We start from the raw sequence: 16,559 nt of genomic DNA, 5'->3' as shown, positions 1-16,559 counted from the left end.
CGGTCAGCGTCCATCAAAAGATTGCGGGGGAACCACCGGCGCCGGCGTGGCGGCAACGGACTTGTTGGCGCGGCGCAGCTGGCTGTAGAGCGGAATGACCACGCTCACCAGCACCAGGCCTGCACCGACGATCACGCCGATCAGCAGCGCGGCAATCAGCGCCACGCCGACGGACGTATTCAATTGGGTGAACAACAGGTTGATCGACATGGCCGTCATGTTGACCGCACCAATGATCAGTCCAAGGATCAGCACCGCCAGCAGCACCAGCAGACGAAAAACCTTCATGCGACAGCTCCAGTGGCAGGAGACCGTAGCTTATCCGACTCGCGGCTCGATTCGCACGCGGTGGCGCGACGGCGGGCTCAGGCCGGATCGGCGTCCAGCGGCAGCACACTGCTGACCCGCTCGCGCAGTTCCTTGCCCGGCTTGAAATGGGGGACGTGCTTGCCCGGAAGGGCAACCGATTCGCCGGTCTTCGGGTTGCGACCCAGGCGTGGCGGACGATAGTGCAGCGAGAAGCTGCCAAAGCCGCGGATTTCGATGCGATCCCCGGCAGAGAGGGAACCGCCCATCATTTCCAGCAATGACTTGACCGCCAGATCGACATCATCGGCCTTCAGGTGCGCCTGCCGGCGCGCAAGGATTTCGATCAGTTCGGATTTGGTCATTACCGGCTCACATCAGGGGCATCTCAGCCTGAAACGGCCCGGGCAATGCCCGGGCCGTCCAGGAAACAACGAACAGCGTAAGGCCGATTACTCGGACTTGTTGCCGCTCAGCTGTGCACGCAGCAGCGCGCCCAGCTGGGTGGTGCCGCTGGCAGCCGAAGAGGACTGGTATTCCTCCAGCACTTCGCGCATTTCCGCGTCGTCCTTGGCCTTGATCGACAGCTGCAGGGTACGGCCCTTGCGGTCCATGCCCACGAACTTGGCTTCGACCTTGTCGCCGACCTTCAGGTGCTGGGTGGCGTCGTCAACGCGCTCGTTGGCGATGTCGCGAGCCGAAACGTAACCTTCGATGCCGTCAGCCAGCTCGATGATCGCGCCCTTGGCGTCGACTTCCTTCACCACGCCTTCAACCTTGGAGCCCTTCGGATTGGCGGCCATGTACTGGCCGAACGGATCCTGCTCCAGCTGCTTGACGCCCAGCGAGATGCGCTCACGCTCCGGATCGACAGCCAGGACAACCGCGTCCAGGGTGTCGCCCTTCTTGAAGTTGCGAACGATGTCTTCGCCAGTGGTCGCCCAGCTGATGTCGGACAGGTGAACCAGGCCGTCGATGCCGCCGTCCAGGCCGATGAAGATGCCGAAGTCGGTGATCGACTTGATCTGGCCCGACACCTTGTCACCCTTCTTGTGGGTGGCAGCGAAGGTTTCCCACGGATTGGCGGCAACCTGCTTCATGCCCAGCGAGATGCGGCGACGCTCCTCGTCCACGTCCAGGACCATGACTTCAACTTCGTCACCGACCTGCACAACCTTGGACGGGTTGACGTTCTTGTTGGTCCAATCCATCTCGGAAACGTGCACCAGGCCTTCGACGCCCGGCTCGATCTCGACGAACGCGCCGTAATCGGTGACGTTGGAGACCTTGCCGAAGACGCGGCTGTTGGCCGGGTAACGACGGGCGATGTTATCCCACGGATCTTCGCCCAGCTGCTTCAGGCCCAGCGAAACGCGGTTGCGCTCGCGGTCGAACTTCAGCACGCGCACGTCCAGCTCGTCGCCGACGTTCACGACTTCGGACGGATGGCGCACGCGCTTCCATGCCATGTCGGTGATGTGCAGCAGGCCGTCGATACCGCCCAGGTCCACGAATGCGCCGTAGTCGGTCAGGTTCTTGACGACACCCTTCAGGATCGCGCCTTCCTGCAGCTTGTCCATCAGCTGCTCGCGCTCTTCCGAGTGCTCGCTTTCGACGACAGCGCGGCGCGAAACCACGACGTTGTTACGCTTGCGGTCCAGCTTGATGAGCTTGAACTCGAGCTCCTTGCCTTCCAGGTAGGCCGGATCGCGCACCGGGCGCACATCGACCAGGGAACCCGGCAGGAAGGCGCGGACATCCTTGATGTCCACGGTGAAACCACCCTTGACCTTGCCGCTGATGCGGCCGGTGATGGTTTCGTTCTTTTCCAACGCTTCTTCCAGCTCGTCCCACACCATCGCGCGCTTGGCCTTCTCGCGCGACAGGACGGTTTCGCCGAAGCCGTTCTCGATCGAGTCGAGGGCGACCTTGACGATGTCGCCTTCGGCGACGTCGATTTCGCCAGCGTCGTTACGGAACTGTTCGATCGGCACGATGCCTTCAGACTTCAGGCCAGCGTTGATCACCACGACGTCGCCGCGGACTTCAACAACGGTACCGCTGACGATGGCGCCCGGCTTCAGCTTGGCCAGGTTGGCCTGGCTGGCTTCAAACAGTTCGGCAAATGATTCGGTCATTAGATTTACTCTGTTGGACACATGGGTCGGTGGCGTCCCCTTCAGGGGAATGGCGACCGCCCGCCTGTTGGTCGACCCCGGAAACGCAGGTCGTGTGTAGTAGGAAAACCGCCACGCATCATTGCGCGACGGAGCTGGTACAGCACTGCTTTGCGCGACCACCACCGGTGTTGCTGGCAGTACTCCCGCGCGAACGGATCAGGCAGCCGGAACCGGAAGCAGATCCATCACTCGGGCAACGACATCATCGATGCCGATGCCTGTGGTGTCGATGAGGACAGCATCGTCTGCCGGCTTCAGGGGCGCCACGGTACGCTGAGCATCACGGGCGTCGCGGGCCATGATCTCGCGCAGGAGGTCATCAAAGTTAACAGAAACCCCCTTGTCTTTCAACTGCTTATGCCGGCGCTCGGCGCGTTCCTCGGCACTGGCGGTCAGAAAGACCTTGTAGGAGGCATCCGGGAAGATCACCGTGCCCATGTCGCGGCCGTCGGCGACCAGGCCCGGCAGCTCCCTGAATGCGCGCTGGCGCTCCTTCAGGGCGGCACGGACCTCCGGGATGGCCGCAATGGCCGAGGCCAGTGCGCCCGTGGTCTCCAGGCGCAGCTCGTCGGTGGCATCGGTGCCGTTGACCATGACCCGCATGGCTTCACCCTGCTCGACAAACTGAACGTGGGTATCGAAGGTGCAGCGGACCAGCGCCGAGGCGTCGGAGGTATCGATGTCGGCCCAGCTGGCAGCCACGCCCACCGCCCGGTACAGCGCGCCTGAATCCAGGTAATGCCAGCCCATCCGGCGCGCCACGATGCGACTGATGGTACCCTTGCCGGCCCCGGATGGGCCGTCGATGGTCAGGACGGGAGCGAGTGGATTCATGGGGGTCCCAGAGCGTGTGAAGAGGCCATTCTAGCCCCTGCCAGACGCCCCCAGCAGGATCTTTTGTGCAACCACTTGAAACCACGAGGAAAAGCCCGGTAGAATGGCGGGCTTGAACGAGCGTCAACTGCCGATTGTCTTTCGCATATCGCGGCCACGCTCCACCCGAACAACTACTGTTTACGCCGAGGTATGCCATGAAAGTCCTGTCCTCCCTGAAGTCGGCGAAGGCCCGTCACCGTGACTGCAAGGTCGTGCGTCGTCGTGGCAAGATCTTCGTCATCTGCAAGTCGAACCCGCGTTTCAAGGCGCGTCAGCGCTAAGCCTCACAGCCCTCGCGGCTGCGGCTGGCCCTACGCGGGGCCGACCCGATGCAAAAAGCCGCCTTCGGGCGGTTTTTTGTTTATGCGGCTTTTTCCTGCCGTTTTTGCTGTAATCGCCGTTCTTGACCACTGGGGAGTAGTTCGAGATGAAGCGTTACCTGTCCGCCCTGGCCATGCTGGCCACCCTGGCCGTCGCCACACCGGCGCTGGCCGATACCCTGCTTGTCGACCGCGCCCGCGAAAAACCGGCCGGTGCCCTGCCCGTGCGCGGCCAGAGCATGCAGCAGGTGCAGTCGCAGTTCGGTGCGCCGAGCGAGCAGCTGCAGCCGCGTGGCGGGCAGAAGCGCCAATGGCCGACCATCAACCGCTGGGTGTACCCGCAGTTCACCGTCTACTTCGAGAAGCAGAAGGTGATCAACGTGGTGGCCAACCAGGCGGACCCGAACGAAATCGGCCCGAAACCGCCGATCCGTTGATCCCTTTACCCGCCGTGCGCGGGCCTGTGTAGCGAGACCATGAACCAGACCCTTCGTTTTCCTGCCGAATGGGAAGCCCAGAGCGGCATCCTGATTGCCTGGCCCACCGCCGACACCGACTGGGCCGACCGCCTGGGCCAGGTGGAAGAGACCTACATCGCGCTGGTCGCGGCCATCACCCGCTTCCAGCCGGTGCTGATCTGCGTGGCCGACGACGATGTGGAGACCTATGCCGAAATGCGGCTGCGCTCCAACCGCATCGACATGGACAAGGTCCACTTCACCACGGCGGCCTACGACGATACCTGGCTGCGCGACTCCGGCCCGATCACCCTGCGCCGCGCCGATGGCGGCTTCCAGCTGCTGGACTTCCGCTTCACCGGCTGGGGCGGCAAGTTCGATGCCACCCTGGATGACCAGTTGGTGGGCGTGCTCGACCAGGCCGGCGTGTTCAACGACGCACCGGTGCGCAGCATCCCGTTCGCGCTGGAAGGCGGCGGCATCGAGACCGACGGTGAAGGCACCCTGCTGACCACCTGGAAGTGCCTGCACGAGCGCCACCCGGACCGCGACCGGGCAAGCCTGACCGCCGACCTGGCCGGCTGGCTGCAGCAGGACCGCGTGCTGTGGCTGGACCACGGTTACCTGGAAGGCGACGACACCGACGCCCACATCGACACCCTCGCCCGCTTCGCCTCGGCCGACAGCATCGTCTACCAGGCCTGCGACGACGAAAGCGACTCGCATTACGCCGAGCTGCAGGCGATGGGCAACGAGCTGGCCGCACTGCGTACCAAGGATGGGCAGCCGTACCGCTTGTTCCCGCTGCCGTGGGCACAGCCGGTGATCGACGAAGGCCGCCGCCTGGCTGCGTCGTACGCCAACTACCTGATCGTCAACGGCGCGGTGCTGATGCCGGCCTACGGCGATCCGGCTGACGACCTGGCCCGCGATGTACTGGCGCAGGCGCACCCGGGCCGCGAGATCGTGCAGGTGCCGTGCCGCTCGCTGATCTGGCAGAACGGCAGCCTGCACTGCATCACCATGCAGCTGCCGGAAGGCCTGTTGAAGGCATAAATCGCGCGGTAGCGCCGGGCCATGCCCGGCGAGCGCAGCGGCATCTGGAAAATCCGCCGGGCATGGCCCGGCGCTACCGGTTGCATGCACCCATTCAGCGGCCGACACGCCGCAGCATCCCATCCGCGCTAACATGCAGGTTTTCCCCCGCAGGAACGCCCCGCATGAACTCGCGCAGCCCCCTTACCGTCGCCCTGATCCAGGAGCGCAACCACGGTGATGCCGCCGCCAACCTGGCGGTGATCGAAGCACGCGTGGCCGAGGCGGCTGCCCAGGGTGCCAAGCTGGTGCTGCTGCAGGAACTGCACAACGGTCCTTATTTCTGCCAGCACGAGTCGGTCGATGAGTTCGACCTGGCCGAGCCGATCCCGGGCCCGAGCACCGAGCGCCTGGGCGCGCTGGCGAAGAAGCATGGCGTGGTGCTGGTCGGCTCGCTGTTCGAGCGCCGCGCCGCCGGCCTGTACCACAACACCGCCGTGGTGTTCGAGAAAGACGGCACGCTGCTCGGCAAGTACCGCAAGATGCACATTCCGGACGACCCGGGCTTCTACGAAAAGTTCTACTTCACCCCGGGCGACATCGGCTTCAAGCCGATCGATACCTCGGTGGGCCGCCTCGGCGTACTGGTGTGCTGGGACCAGTGGTATCCGGAAGCGGCACGCCTGATGGCGCTGGCCGGCGCCGAACTGCTGCTGTACCCGACCGCGATCGGCTGGGACCCGGACGATGTGCAGGACGAGAAGACCCGCCAGCGCGACGCCTGGGTGCTGAGCCACCGCGGCCACGCCGTGGCCAACGGCCTGCCGGTGCTGAGCTGCAACCGCGTCGGTCACGAAGCCTCGCCGCTGGGTGCTTCGGGCATCCAGTTCTGGGGCAACAGCCACGTGCTCGGCCCGCAGGGCGAATTCCTGGCCGAGGCCGGCACCGACGCCACCGTGCTGCTGTGCGACGTCGACCTGCAGCGCAGCGAGCATGTGCGCCGCATCTGGCCGTTCCTGCGTGATCGCCGCATCGATGCATACGGCGACCTGCTCAAGCGCTACATCGACTGAGCCGGAGCCCGCGCATGGCCGTCCTCATCCGTGATGCCGGCCCGGCCGACATCGACGCGATCACCGCGATCTATGCGGTGGAAGTGACCGACTTCGTCAACACCTACGAGTACGACATCCCCGACACGTCGGAGATGCTGCGCCGCATGCGCGACATCATCGACCGTGGCTTCCCCTACCTGGTCGCCGAGATCGACGGCCAGGTGGCCGGCTATGCCTACGCCAACACCTACCGCACCCGCATCGCCTACCAGTGGACCGTGGAAAATTCGGTCTACGTCGATGCCCGCTTCCAGGGCCAGGGCGTGGGCACTGGCCTGCTCCAGGCCCTCATCGACGCCTGCGTGGCGCGTGGCTACCGGCAGATGGTGGCGGTGATCGGGGAGCCGACCAATGCCGCCTCCATCAAGCTGCACGAACGCTTCGGCTTCGAGCTGGTGGGTGTGTTCCGTGGCCTCGGCCGCAAGCACGGCCGCTGGCTGGATACCGTGCAGATGCAGCGCGCGCTCGGCGATGGCGCCGACACCGCACCTTCCAATGAATGAATCCATGACTGAAACCCTTCCTGACACCGGCGACGACCTGTTCGCCGGCCAGCCGGTACGCATCGTTGAACGCGACGGCGTGCGCTACACCCTGCTCGGCACCGCGCACGTTTCCCGCGCCAGCGTCGAAGCGGTGGAAAAAGCGATCGACAGTGGCCGCTTCGACGCGGTGGCCGTCGAGCTCGATCCGCAGCGCCTGCAGGCCCTGAGCGACCCGGACACGCTGGCCAAGCTCGACCTGGTCGAGGTGATCCGCAAGGGCCGCGTCGCCCTGTTCGCCGCCAACCTGGCGCTGTCCGCCTACCAGCGGCGCCTGGCAGAACAGCTCGACATCGAGCCGGGTGCCGAACTCAAACGCGCGGTGGAGCTGGCCCGCGAGCGCGATCTGCCGGTGCACCTGATCGACCGTGAAGTCGGCCTGACCTTCCGCCGTGCATCGCAGCGGCTGGGCTTCTTCGGCAAGCTGAAGCTGGTCGCTGGGCTTGGCGCCGGCCTGTTCTCGTCGGAGGAAGTGGGCGAGAACGAGATCGAGAAGCTCAAGCAGGGCGACATGCTGGAGTCGAGCTTCGGCGAGTTCGCCAGCGAGAGCCCGGCGCTGTACGAGACCATCATCGGCGAGCGCGACCGCTACATGGCCACGCGCCTGCGCGAAGCGCACGACCCGCAGCAGCGCGAAGTGCTGGCGGTGGTCGGTGCCGGTCACCTGGCCGGGCTGGCACGCTATCTGGAAACCGACACCGAGGCACCGGCACCGCTGCGCGCCGAGCTGGAATCGGTGCCGAAGAAGCGCAACATCCCGTGGTTCACGCTGGGCATCCTGGCCATCGTAGCGACCGGCATCGGCGTGGGCTTCTATCGCGGCGGGCTGGGTGTGGGCACCGAGCTGCTGGCAACCTGGGCGATGTACACCGGCGGCCTGGCCGGCCTGGGCTGCCTGCTGGCCGGTGGCCATCCGCTGAGCATCCTGACCGCGATTGCGGTAGCGCCGTTCAAACCGTTCCGCTTGAGCATTCCAACCGGCGCGTTCTCGGCGCTGGTGGAAGCACGCCTGCGCAAGCCGGCGTACGAGGACTTCCTGAAACTGCGCGACGATGCGCAGAGCCTGAAGGGCTGGTACCGCAACCGCGTCACCCGCGTGGTGCTGACCTTCATGTTGACCAACCTGGGCAGCATGCTCGGCCTGTGGCTGACCACGTTCAAGGTGTGGGGCAAGGTGGCGGGCTGATGGTCCCGCCGGGCATGGCCCGGCGCCACCGGTAGGTGCCAACCTTGGTTGGCACAGCATTTCCGAGAGGCACTGACGGGGTAGCGCCGGGCCATGCCCGGCGAAAAAATGGGGGGAGACCGCCCCACTACGACCGGCCTCCCCCCACACCACAACACGTTGTCGTGCATTACGGTCGAGCAAGCTCGACCACTACACCGGGGTACCCGGCACCATCTCCAGACCGCGCGCACGCCGGATCAGTCGTGTGACCGCACTGCGCAGGTCATCCAGCACCGCGTAGATGGTCGGCAGGAACAGCAGGCTGACCACCGTCGAGAACGCCAGGCCGCCGGCAATCGCGCGTGCCATCGGCGCGTACTCCGGGCCGTTGCCGAACATCTGCGTATTGGTCAGCGAGATCGGCACCATCGCCAGGATCGCCGTGCCCATGGTCATCATGATCGGCCGCAAGCGCTCGCGTGAGCCCTCCACCAGCGCCTGGGTGCGTCCCATGCCGCCGCGCCGCAGATTGTTGATGTGCTCGATCATCACGATGCCGTTGTTCACCACCACGCCCATCAGCACCAGGATGCCGATGAAGGACATGATTCCGAACGAGGTACCGGTGATCCAGAACAGCCAGAACACGCCGAAGATCGAGAACAGCACCCCACTCATGATCGCCGCCGGGAACAACAGCGACTCGAATACTGCGGCCATCACCACGTAGATCATCACCAGTGCGATGAGCAGGTTGAACACCATCTGCTGCATCGCTTCGTCGTCGTTGCCGTAGTCGCCGCCATCGAAGGTGAAGCCATAGCCGGCCGGGAAGTTCATTGGCTTGAGCACCGATTCCATCGCCTTGCGACCATCCGGCGCAGTGATCTTCTCGGCCAGGTTGGCCTTGATGGTCAACGTGGTCTGGCGGTTGGTACGGCCGATCTGGGTGGCCGACGAGCCGACGTCGACACTGACCAGGCTCAGCAGCGGCACGCTGCGGCCATCGCCGGTACGTACGCTGAAGCCAGCCAGATCCTCGGGGCTGCTCTGTTCGGCGCCGGCGAAGCGCACCCATACCGGCACTTCGTTGTCACCACGGCGGAACTCGCGCATCGGCGCACCGCGCAGGGCCAGGCCGACGAAGCTGGCCACCTGCTCGGCATTGAAGCCGAACGCCGCAGCGCGCTCACGGTCAACGCGCACCTTCAGTTCACCGCCCTTCTCGCCGTTGTCGATGCGCACGTCGCGCAGCTCGGCACGCTGGGCCAGCAGCGGCACCACTTCCTGGCCGATCTCCTGCAGCATCGAACTGGAGTCGCCGACCAGCTGCACCTGCACGCCCTGATTGCCCCCACCACCGCCGTCACCGCCCTGGTTGCCGACGAAATAATCGGTGCGGGCCGACTTCGGCAGGCCTTTGCGCAGCTCTTCCTGCAGCGCCTTGATGTCCTTGGCGTACTTCTCGTCCAGGGTGACCACGGTCGAGCTGCCTTCCTGCTCGCTGTACCAGGAGTACACCTGCTTCACGTGCAGGCGTTCGCGGTTCTGGTCGATCCAGCTCTCCACCCGCGCCACTTCTTCGGACATCTGCCGGTAGGTATAGGCGCCCTTCCACATGTAGCCGATGAAGATGTCCTTGCCGCCTTCGCCGCCGAACATATCGATCTTGGTCAGCTTCATCGGCACCAGGCTGATCAGCACCACCAGCAGGATGCCGAGCAGGCTCCAGCCGCGATGGCGCAGTGACCAGTCCAGCAGTTGTGCGTAGCGGTGCTGCAGGCGCGCGATCAGGCCGGTCTTCGAGTGCACCAGCTTCGGTGTGGTCATGCGCGCGGACAGCATCGGGATCAGGCTGACCGCAACCAGCCAGGAGGCCAACAGCGAGACCGAGATGGTGATCGCGATCTGCGCCATGAAGATGCTGATGTTGTTGGTTTCGCCGAACAGGTTCGGCACGAACACGATGCAGTGGCACAGCGTGCCCGCGCTGAGCGCGATGGCCACGTTGCGGGTGCCGATGATCGAGGCCAGCCGCGGCTGGCCGGGCATGCGCTCGCGCTCCTGGTAGATGCTCTCCACCACCACCACGGCGTTGTCGACCAGCATGCCGACCGCCAGCAGCAGGCCCATCATGGTCAGGATGTTCAACGTCACCCCGGCGAAGTACATGAAGCCCAGGGTGATGGTGAAGCAGATTGGAATGGCCAGGGTCACCATCAGCGTGGATGGCCAGTGGCGCAGGAAGAAGAACAGCACAGTCACCGACAGGATCAGGCCAACGCCGCCGGCCTCGGCCAGTTCCAGCAACGAGGAGGTCACCGCCTTGCCCTGGTTGTCGATCACCTTGATCTGTACGTCGCGCATCGACGCCTCCGCGCGGATCGCCTCGACCTCGGCCAGTGCCGCGCGCGAAACCTCCACCAGATTGGCGCTGCGCTCCTTGAAGATGTCCAGGCCGACCGCCGGGTTGCCGTCCAGGCGGCGTCCATAGCTCATCCGTGCCGGCTTCAGGCGTATCTCGGCGATATCACCCAGACGCAGGCCCTTGGCGTTGATCACCAGGTCGCGCATTTCCTGCAGGTCAGTGATTTCGCCCACCGGCTGCACGCGCACGCGCTGGCCGTTGTCGTCAATCTGCCCGGCCGAGATCGAGAAATTCAGCGTGCGCAGGCGCTCGCTCAGCTCGTTGATGCTCAGCCCGTGCGCGTTGAGCCGGTTCGGATCGATGGCGATCTCCACCTCGTTCGGCGGCGCGCCGGTGATGTCGACACGGGCCACGCCGGGAATGCGCTCGATGCGCCGCTTGAACTCGCGGTCGAGCATGTCATAGGCAGTGGTCAGATCGGTGGTGCTGGCCAGACGTACCTTCAGCACCGGCTGGTCACTACTGGACCACTTGAACACGTTGTAGCGCTGCAGGTCGTCGGGCAGGTCGCTGCGGATCGCATCGATGCGCTCGCGCGCATCGGACGCGGCAATCGCAATGTCACGATCCCAGTCACTGAACTCAATGTAGATCAGCGCCGCCTCGGAGGTGGCCGACGAGCGCATGCGCTTGATGCCGGTCATTGTCGCCAGCGATTCCTCAACCGGGCGGATGATGGTCCGCTCCACTTCCTCCGGGGTCGAGCCGGTGTACGGGATCTGCACGAACAGGAACGGCGCCGAGATGTCCGGCAGCGCTTCCAACGGCAGCCGGAACGAGGCGATCAGGCCGATCACCACCAGCGACACGAAACACATGATGGTGGTGACCGGACGGCGGATGGAGAACTCGGCAACACTCATGCCGGTTCCTCCGCACCCGCCGCACTGTCCGCTGCGCCCGGCTCGATCTCACCGGCATGCTTGCGGCCACGTTCGCGGTAATACGCATCGCCGCGACGGTCCATCAGGTCGTACACCACCGGAATGACCAGCAGGGTCAGCAGGGTCGACACCAGCAGGCCACCGATCACGGTGATCGCCATCGGTGCGCGCACCTCGGCGCCCTCGCCCATCGCCACCGCCAGCGGCAGGAAGCCGAACAGCGTGCACAGGGTGGTCATGATGATCGGGCGCAGGCGCGAGCGCGCACCTTCCACCAGCGCCTCGTGCTTGGCCACGCCAGCCTCGCGCAGCTGGTTGACCTTGTCGATCAGGATGATCGCGTTCTTGGTGACCAGGCCGACCAGCAGGATCAGGCCGATGAACACCACCACCGAAATGGGCTTGCCGGTCAACATCAGCGCCAGGATCGCACCGACCAGCGCCAGCGGGATGGTGAACAGGATCACGAACGGATGCAGCAGCGACTCGAACTGCGAAGCCATCACCAGGTAGACCAGGAAGATCGCCAGGCCGAAGGCGAAGATCAGCGACTTCGCCGCCTGGGCCAGCTCCTCACCCTGGCCACCGATGTGCAGGCCGACGCCCGCGCCCAGCGGCTGTTCTGACACCATCTGCTGCACTTCGCGCATGGCCGCGCCAAGATCGATGTCGCGCAGGTTGGCCGACACCACCGCCACCCGCGTCTGGTCGGCGCGATGGATCTCGCTGGGACCGGTGGTGGCCACCACCTCGGCCACCGCGTCCAGTGTCACCGGGCGGGTGCTGCCGGGATTGACGATCAGCCGACGGATGCTCTCCACGCTGGCGCGGTCGCCTTCCTGCGCACGCACCAGCACATCGATCTTGCGGTCACGGAAGCTGTAGCGTGTCGCCACGTCGCCGCGCACCTTCTTCACCACCACGTCGGCGATCTGGCGCGTGGTCAGGCCGAGCGCACCAGCGCGTTCCTGATCGAAGCGGATCTGGATTTCCGGGAAGCCCTCTTCCACCGTCGACTTCACATCGGCGTAGTGCGCGTTGCCGCGCAGCATCGCCGCCAGGCGCTGGCCGGCCACTTCCAGGGTTGCCATGTCCTGCCCGCGCAACTCGATTTCCAGCGGCGTGGAGAAGCTGAACAACGCCGGCCGCGCGAAATCGACCTGTGCACCCGGATGCTGGCCCATGGTGTCACGCAGGCGCTCGGTGATCTCGGCCTCGGTGCGTGCATTGCCTCCGCCTTCCATCACCACGGTCAGCTTGCCGATGTTCTCGCCGCTCTCGGTGGGGCTGGCATCCAGGCGGGTGCCGCTGCCGCTGACACCGTACAGCGACGCCACGCCTTCGCCCTTGCCGTGTGCCAGCTGCAGCTCGCGCACCAGTGCATCGGTCTGCTTCAGCGGCGTGCCGGCCGGCAGCTTCACCGTCATCTCGAAACGGTCCTGCGCCAGCTGCGGGATCAGGTCGGCACCGAGCATCGGCACCAGCGCCATGGTCGCCACGAAGATGATCGAGGCAACGCCCAATACCTTGCCCGGATGCGCCAGTGCGCTCGGCAGCAGGCGCAGGTAGCCACGCTCGGCACCGGCATAGGGCTTCATTGCCAGATCGCTGGCCTTGCGCATCACCGGACCCACCACGGCCACCACGCCACGCCACACCCGCACCACCAGCCAGGCCAGTGCGTAGAAGCTCCAGCGCGCGGTCGCGACCACGCCACGGCGGCCCAGCGCGACCGGCTTCTGCCAGCGGCTCTGCGGCTGCCACGGTGCGTTCTGCGCTTCTTCCGGGAACGCCAGCGGCGGGCGCCCCTTCAGCGAGCTCAGCATCGGGATCAGGGTCATCGACACCAGCAGCGAGATCGCGATGGCGATCGCCACGGTCAATGCCTGGTCGCGGAACAGCTGGCCGGCGATGCCCTCGACGAACACCAGCGGCAGGAACACCGCGATGGTGGTCAGGGTGGAGGCGACCACCGCCATGCTCACTTCGCGGGTACCGACGATCGCCGCCTGCAGGATGCCCAGGCCACGCTCACGCGCCTTGGCAATGCTTTCCAGCACCACGATCGAGTCATCCACCACCAGGCCGGTGGCCAGTGCCAGGCCGCCCAGTGACATCACGTTCAAGCTGAGGCCGAGCTGGCCCATGAAGAAGAACGTGGCGATGATCGAGACCGGCAGCGACAGGCTGATCACGAACGTGCTCCAGCCATCACGCAGGAACAGGAAGATGATCAGGATCGCCAGCAGGCCACCGATCACTGCATCCTTCTTGACGTCGGCAATGGCGTGCTCGATGAAGCGCGACTGGTCCTCGATGGTGGTCATCTCCACATCGGAGGGGAACGTGCCCTTGATCTGCTCCAGGCGCTTGCGCAGCGCTTCGGCGGTGGACACGGTGTTGGCGTCGCCTTCCTTGTAGATCGCCAGTTCCACCGATTCCTTGCCGCCGAGGCGGATCACCGCTTCACGCTCCTTGTAACCCTGGCGCACGGTGGCCACGTCCTTCAGGCGCACCGGCACACCGTTGGCAACCACGCTGGAGCCACCACCGGACGATGCGCTCTGCGCCGCCGACGCCGCCGCGATGGCCGCCGCCGAACCGGTCGACGCGGCGATGTTGAACATCTGCTGCAACGCCGAGTCAGCCGCGCTGCCGTTCGACGCCTGGGTGGTGACCAGCAGGTTGCGGATCTCTTCCAGATCGGCGAACTGGTTGACGGTACGCACCAGGAAGCGCTGTGAACCCTCCTCCAGGCGGCCGCCGGAGATGTTGATGTTCTCGTCCTTCAGACGCTTGATGACGGTGTCGATCGGCAGGTTCAGCTGGGCCAGCTTCTGCTGGTCGATGTCGACCTGGATCTCGTCCTCCAGACCACCACCGACCTTGACTGCCGCCACGCCGCTGACCGGCTCCAGCTTCTTCTTCAGGTCTTCATCGGCGTAGCGGCGCAGGCCGGTCAGCTCGCGGACCGCATCGGCATCGCTGGTCGGCGCTGCCTTGTTCGACAGCACCAGGCGCATGATCGGCTCGGTGGACGGATTGAAGCGCAGCAGCACCGGTGCCTTGGCCTCCAGTGGCAGGTTCAGCGCTTCCATCTTGTCGCGCACTTCCAGGCTGGCCTGGTCCATGTTGGTGCCCCAGGCGAACTCCAGCACCACATCGCTCTGGCCGGTGCGCGAGACCGATTTCAGCTTGCGCAGGTTCTTGACCACGCCCACGGCCTCTTCGACCGGCTGGGTGATCAGGGTTTCGATTTCGGTCGGTGCCGCACCGGTGTACTCGGTGCGCACGGTCAGCGTCGGGTAGCTCAGGTCCGGCAGCAGGTTGACCTTGAGGTTACCGAGGGCGATCACGCCGAACAGCAGCAGGGTGACCGTGCACATGGCGATGGTCACGCGGCGACGGGTGGCGAATTCCACAAGTCCGCCGCGCATGCCGGCGGCGGCGCCGTCGCTCGCCGGCGAGGCACCGTGGTCGTGGCCCGGGGCGGTCATTGCTTGCTCCCGGCCTTGTCTGCCGGCTTGGCGGCCGCTGCGACCGTCTTCGCCTTTGCCTTCGGATCGGCGATCACCTGCACTGCGGTGCCGTCGCGCAGGGCGACCTTGCCGGCGGTGACCACCTGATCACCGGCCGCCAGGCCATCACGGATCTCCACCCACGGGCCCTCGGCGTAACCCAGCTTGACCGGAACGCGTGCGACCTTGCCTTCGCGCACCCGGAACACCGCCGGTTCACCGTCGTCGAGCAACGCCAGGCGCGGCACCACGAGCGCATCGGCACGCTGGTCGTAATCGATGCGGATACGACCGAACATGCCGGGCTGCAGCGCGTGCGCGGCGCCGTCGAAGGCGCTGACCACGCGAAACGTGCCACTGCCCGAATCCACCACCGGCGCGATGCGATCGACCGTACCGGTGAAGCTCTGGCCCGGCAGCGCGTCGGCGGCCAGCGTCACCGGCTGGCCAGCGCGCAGGGTGGCCAGCTCGCGCTCGGGCACGTTGAGGGTGGCTTCCAGCCGCGAGTTGTCGACGATGCGGAAGATCGGCGTGTTGATCTGCACGAAGTTGCCGGTCTTGATCGAGCGCGACGCGATCACGCCGGAGATCGGCGCCACCACCGTGGTGTAGGACAGTTCCAGCGTGGCCAGGCGGTACTGCGCGCGTACGTTTTCCAGGTCGTAACGCAGCTGGTCGACGTCGGCGGCGCTGACCATCTGCTGGCCAACCAGTTTCTGCGCGCGCTGGTAGTTGTTTTCCAGCTTGCGCATCTGCGCTTCGCTCTGCGCCACAGCCAGCCGAGCGCGGTCCGGGTCCAGACGTACCAGCGGCTGGCCGGCAGTGACCCGCTGGCCTTCTTCGACCAGCACCGCCAGCGCCACGCCGGAGGTCTTGGCGACCACCTGCGATTCGGCACGCGGCTCCAGCGCAGCGGTGCCGGTGTAGCTGGCGGCGACGGCACGGTGGCTGGCCACGGCCACTTCGACCGGGACCGCATCGACCTTCTTCTCCTCCTTGGTCTCGGCGGCCTTGGCTTCGGAATTGGGCCCTGCGGCGCAACCGCCCAGCAGCAGGGAGGTGGAGATCAGCAGTGCGGCAGCGCAGATTCCGCTGCGACGGCCGGACAGGAAGGTTGGGTGCGACATCGTCAGATCCCTGGAGGATGCGTGGACAGGTGTGGTAGCAAAGTAATGCACCACTTCACGGCCACACCATATCCCAAAGGTCATGGTGCCTTCATGCCACCGGTCGGCCCCCCCCCCATTTCAGCTAGATGAAACCTGAGGCTATACTCGGGTCGTTCCGTACCCCACGCCGGAACGACCAGACCCGAATCCCCGGAAAAGACACCATGCGCCCGCAGCCGCTCGCCGCTTGTCTCGCTCTGGCCGTCCTCCTGCCCCTCGGGGCCGCCGCACAGCCCGCTCCTGCTCCTGCCACACCCGCCCCGGCTCCGGCGCCCGCCGCCGCGCCGCAGGCCACCGCTCCCACCGGCAATTTCGACAATGGCCGGGTACTGGCCTATACCTGCCAGGGGTGCCACGGCATCACCGGCTACAAGAACGCCTACCCCAGCTACCGGGTGCCGAAGATCGGCGGCCAGACCCAGCAGTACCTGGCCCAGGCCCTGACCGAGTACCGGCAGGGCAAGCGCAGGCATCCGACGATGCAGGCGCAGTCGATGAGTTTCAGCGAACAGGAGATCGCCGATCTCTCTGTTTACCTGTCCACCGTCAAGTAAGGCCCG

At 65.6% G+C, this 16,559-nt stretch carries 14 protein-coding genes; 7 read left to right on the top strand and 7 right to left on the bottom strand.

Annotated elements, in window-relative coordinates; genetic code table 11:
* Positions 1-3: 3 nt before the first annotated feature.
* The 4 genes from SMAL_RS08475 to cmk all read right to left on the bottom strand — a co-directional run bounded on the left by SMAL_RS08475 (position 4) and on the right by cmk (position 3,320).
* A complete protein-coding gene (locus SMAL_RS08475; protein ID WP_006361595.1) occupies positions 4-288 on the bottom strand; it encodes a LapA family protein in 285 nt (94 codons plus the stop codon).
* Between the two features lie 77 nt (positions 289-365).
* Positions 366-671 carry an integration host factor subunit beta gene (locus tag SMAL_RS08470; protein WP_005409286.1) on the bottom strand — a complete coding sequence of 102 codons (306 nt, stop codon included), beginning with the start codon at positions 669-671 and terminating at the stop codon, positions 366-368.
* A gap of 87 nt (positions 672-758) precedes the next feature.
* On the bottom strand, positions 759-2,444 hold the full coding sequence (rpsA, locus tag SMAL_RS08465) for a 30S ribosomal protein S1 (protein ID WP_012510790.1): 1,686 nt from the start codon (positions 2,442-2,444) through the stop codon (positions 759-761).
* Positions 2,445-2,642: 198 nt separating this feature from the next.
* Positions 2,643-3,320: a (d)CMP kinase gene (cmk, locus tag SMAL_RS08460; protein WP_006361472.1), complete on the bottom strand. Its 678-nt coding sequence runs from the start codon at positions 3,318-3,320 to the stop codon at positions 2,643-2,645.
* Between the two features lie 197 nt (positions 3,321-3,517).
* Between cmk and ykgO the strand changes: the two genes are divergently transcribed.
* From ykgO to SMAL_RS08430, 6 genes are all read left to right on the top strand, one after another.
* Complete coding sequence (ykgO, locus tag SMAL_RS08455) at positions 3,518-3,643, top strand: type B 50S ribosomal protein L36 (protein ID WP_005409283.1); 126 nt, start codon at positions 3,518-3,520, stop codon at positions 3,641-3,643.
* Between the two features lie 146 nt (positions 3,644-3,789).
* On the top strand, positions 3,790-4,119 hold the full coding sequence (locus SMAL_RS08450; protein WP_012510789.1) for a hypothetical protein: 330 nt from the start codon (positions 3,790-3,792) through the stop codon (positions 4,117-4,119).
* Between the two features lie 39 nt (positions 4,120-4,158).
* A complete protein-coding gene (locus SMAL_RS08445) occupies positions 4,159-5,196 on the top strand; it encodes an agmatine deiminase family protein (RefSeq protein WP_012510788.1) in 1,038 nt (345 codons plus the stop codon).
* A gap of 164 nt (positions 5,197-5,360) precedes the next feature.
* On the top strand, positions 5,361-6,248 hold the full coding sequence (locus SMAL_RS08440) for a carbon-nitrogen hydrolase (protein ID WP_005409280.1): 888 nt from the start codon (positions 5,361-5,363) through the stop codon (positions 6,246-6,248).
* A 14-nt stretch (positions 6,249-6,262) separates the two neighbouring features.
* The gene (locus tag SMAL_RS08435; protein ID WP_012510787.1) at positions 6,263-6,793 is read left to right on the top strand and encodes a GNAT family N-acetyltransferase; all 531 of its coding nucleotides are present in this window, start codon (positions 6,263-6,265) and stop codon (positions 6,791-6,793) included.
* Between the two features lie 4 nt (positions 6,794-6,797).
* A complete protein-coding gene (locus SMAL_RS08430) occupies positions 6,798-8,018 on the top strand; it encodes a TraB/GumN family protein (protein ID WP_087943700.1) in 1,221 nt (406 codons plus the stop codon).
* Between the two features lie 192 nt (positions 8,019-8,210).
* Here the strand turns inward: SMAL_RS08430 and SMAL_RS08425 are convergent, their stop codons facing one another.
* Genes SMAL_RS08425 through SMAL_RS08415 form a run of 3 tightly spaced genes read right to left on the bottom strand, consistent with a single transcriptional unit; the run spans position 8,211 to position 15,957 of the window.
* Positions 8,211-11,291 (bottom strand): efflux RND transporter permease subunit, encoded by a 3,081-nt coding sequence (locus tag SMAL_RS08425; protein WP_012510785.1) that lies wholly within the window; start codon positions 11,289-11,291, stop codon positions 8,211-8,213.
* Positions 11,288-14,809, bottom strand: a complete 3,522-nt coding sequence (locus tag SMAL_RS08420; RefSeq protein WP_012510784.1) for an efflux RND transporter permease subunit — start codon at positions 14,807-14,809, stop codon at positions 11,288-11,290. The genes SMAL_RS08425 and SMAL_RS08420 overlap by 4 nt, the downstream gene beginning before the upstream one ends.
* Positions 14,806-15,957 carry an efflux RND transporter periplasmic adaptor subunit gene (locus SMAL_RS08415; RefSeq protein WP_012510783.1) on the bottom strand — a complete coding sequence of 384 codons (1,152 nt, stop codon included), beginning with the start codon at positions 15,955-15,957 and terminating at the stop codon, positions 14,806-14,808. The genes SMAL_RS08420 and SMAL_RS08415 overlap by 4 nt, the downstream gene beginning before the upstream one ends.
* Positions 15,958-16,163: 206 nt before the next feature.
* On the opposite strand from SMAL_RS08415, the gene SMAL_RS08410 reads away from it, so the two are divergent.
* The gene (locus SMAL_RS08410; protein WP_012510782.1) at positions 16,164-16,553 is read left to right on the top strand and encodes a c-type cytochrome; all 390 of its coding nucleotides are present in this window, start codon (positions 16,164-16,166) and stop codon (positions 16,551-16,553) included.
* The last annotated feature ends 6 nt before the right edge of the window (positions 16,554-16,559 follow it).

Origin of the sequence: Stenotrophomonas maltophilia R551-3, assembly GCF_000020665.1 — a bacterium.
GTDB lineage: Bacteria > Pseudomonadota > Gammaproteobacteria > Xanthomonadales > Xanthomonadaceae > Stenotrophomonas > Stenotrophomonas maltophilia_L.
Note: the sequence above shows the minus strand (reverse complement) of the source record. Positions and strands in the feature narration are given on the sequence as shown.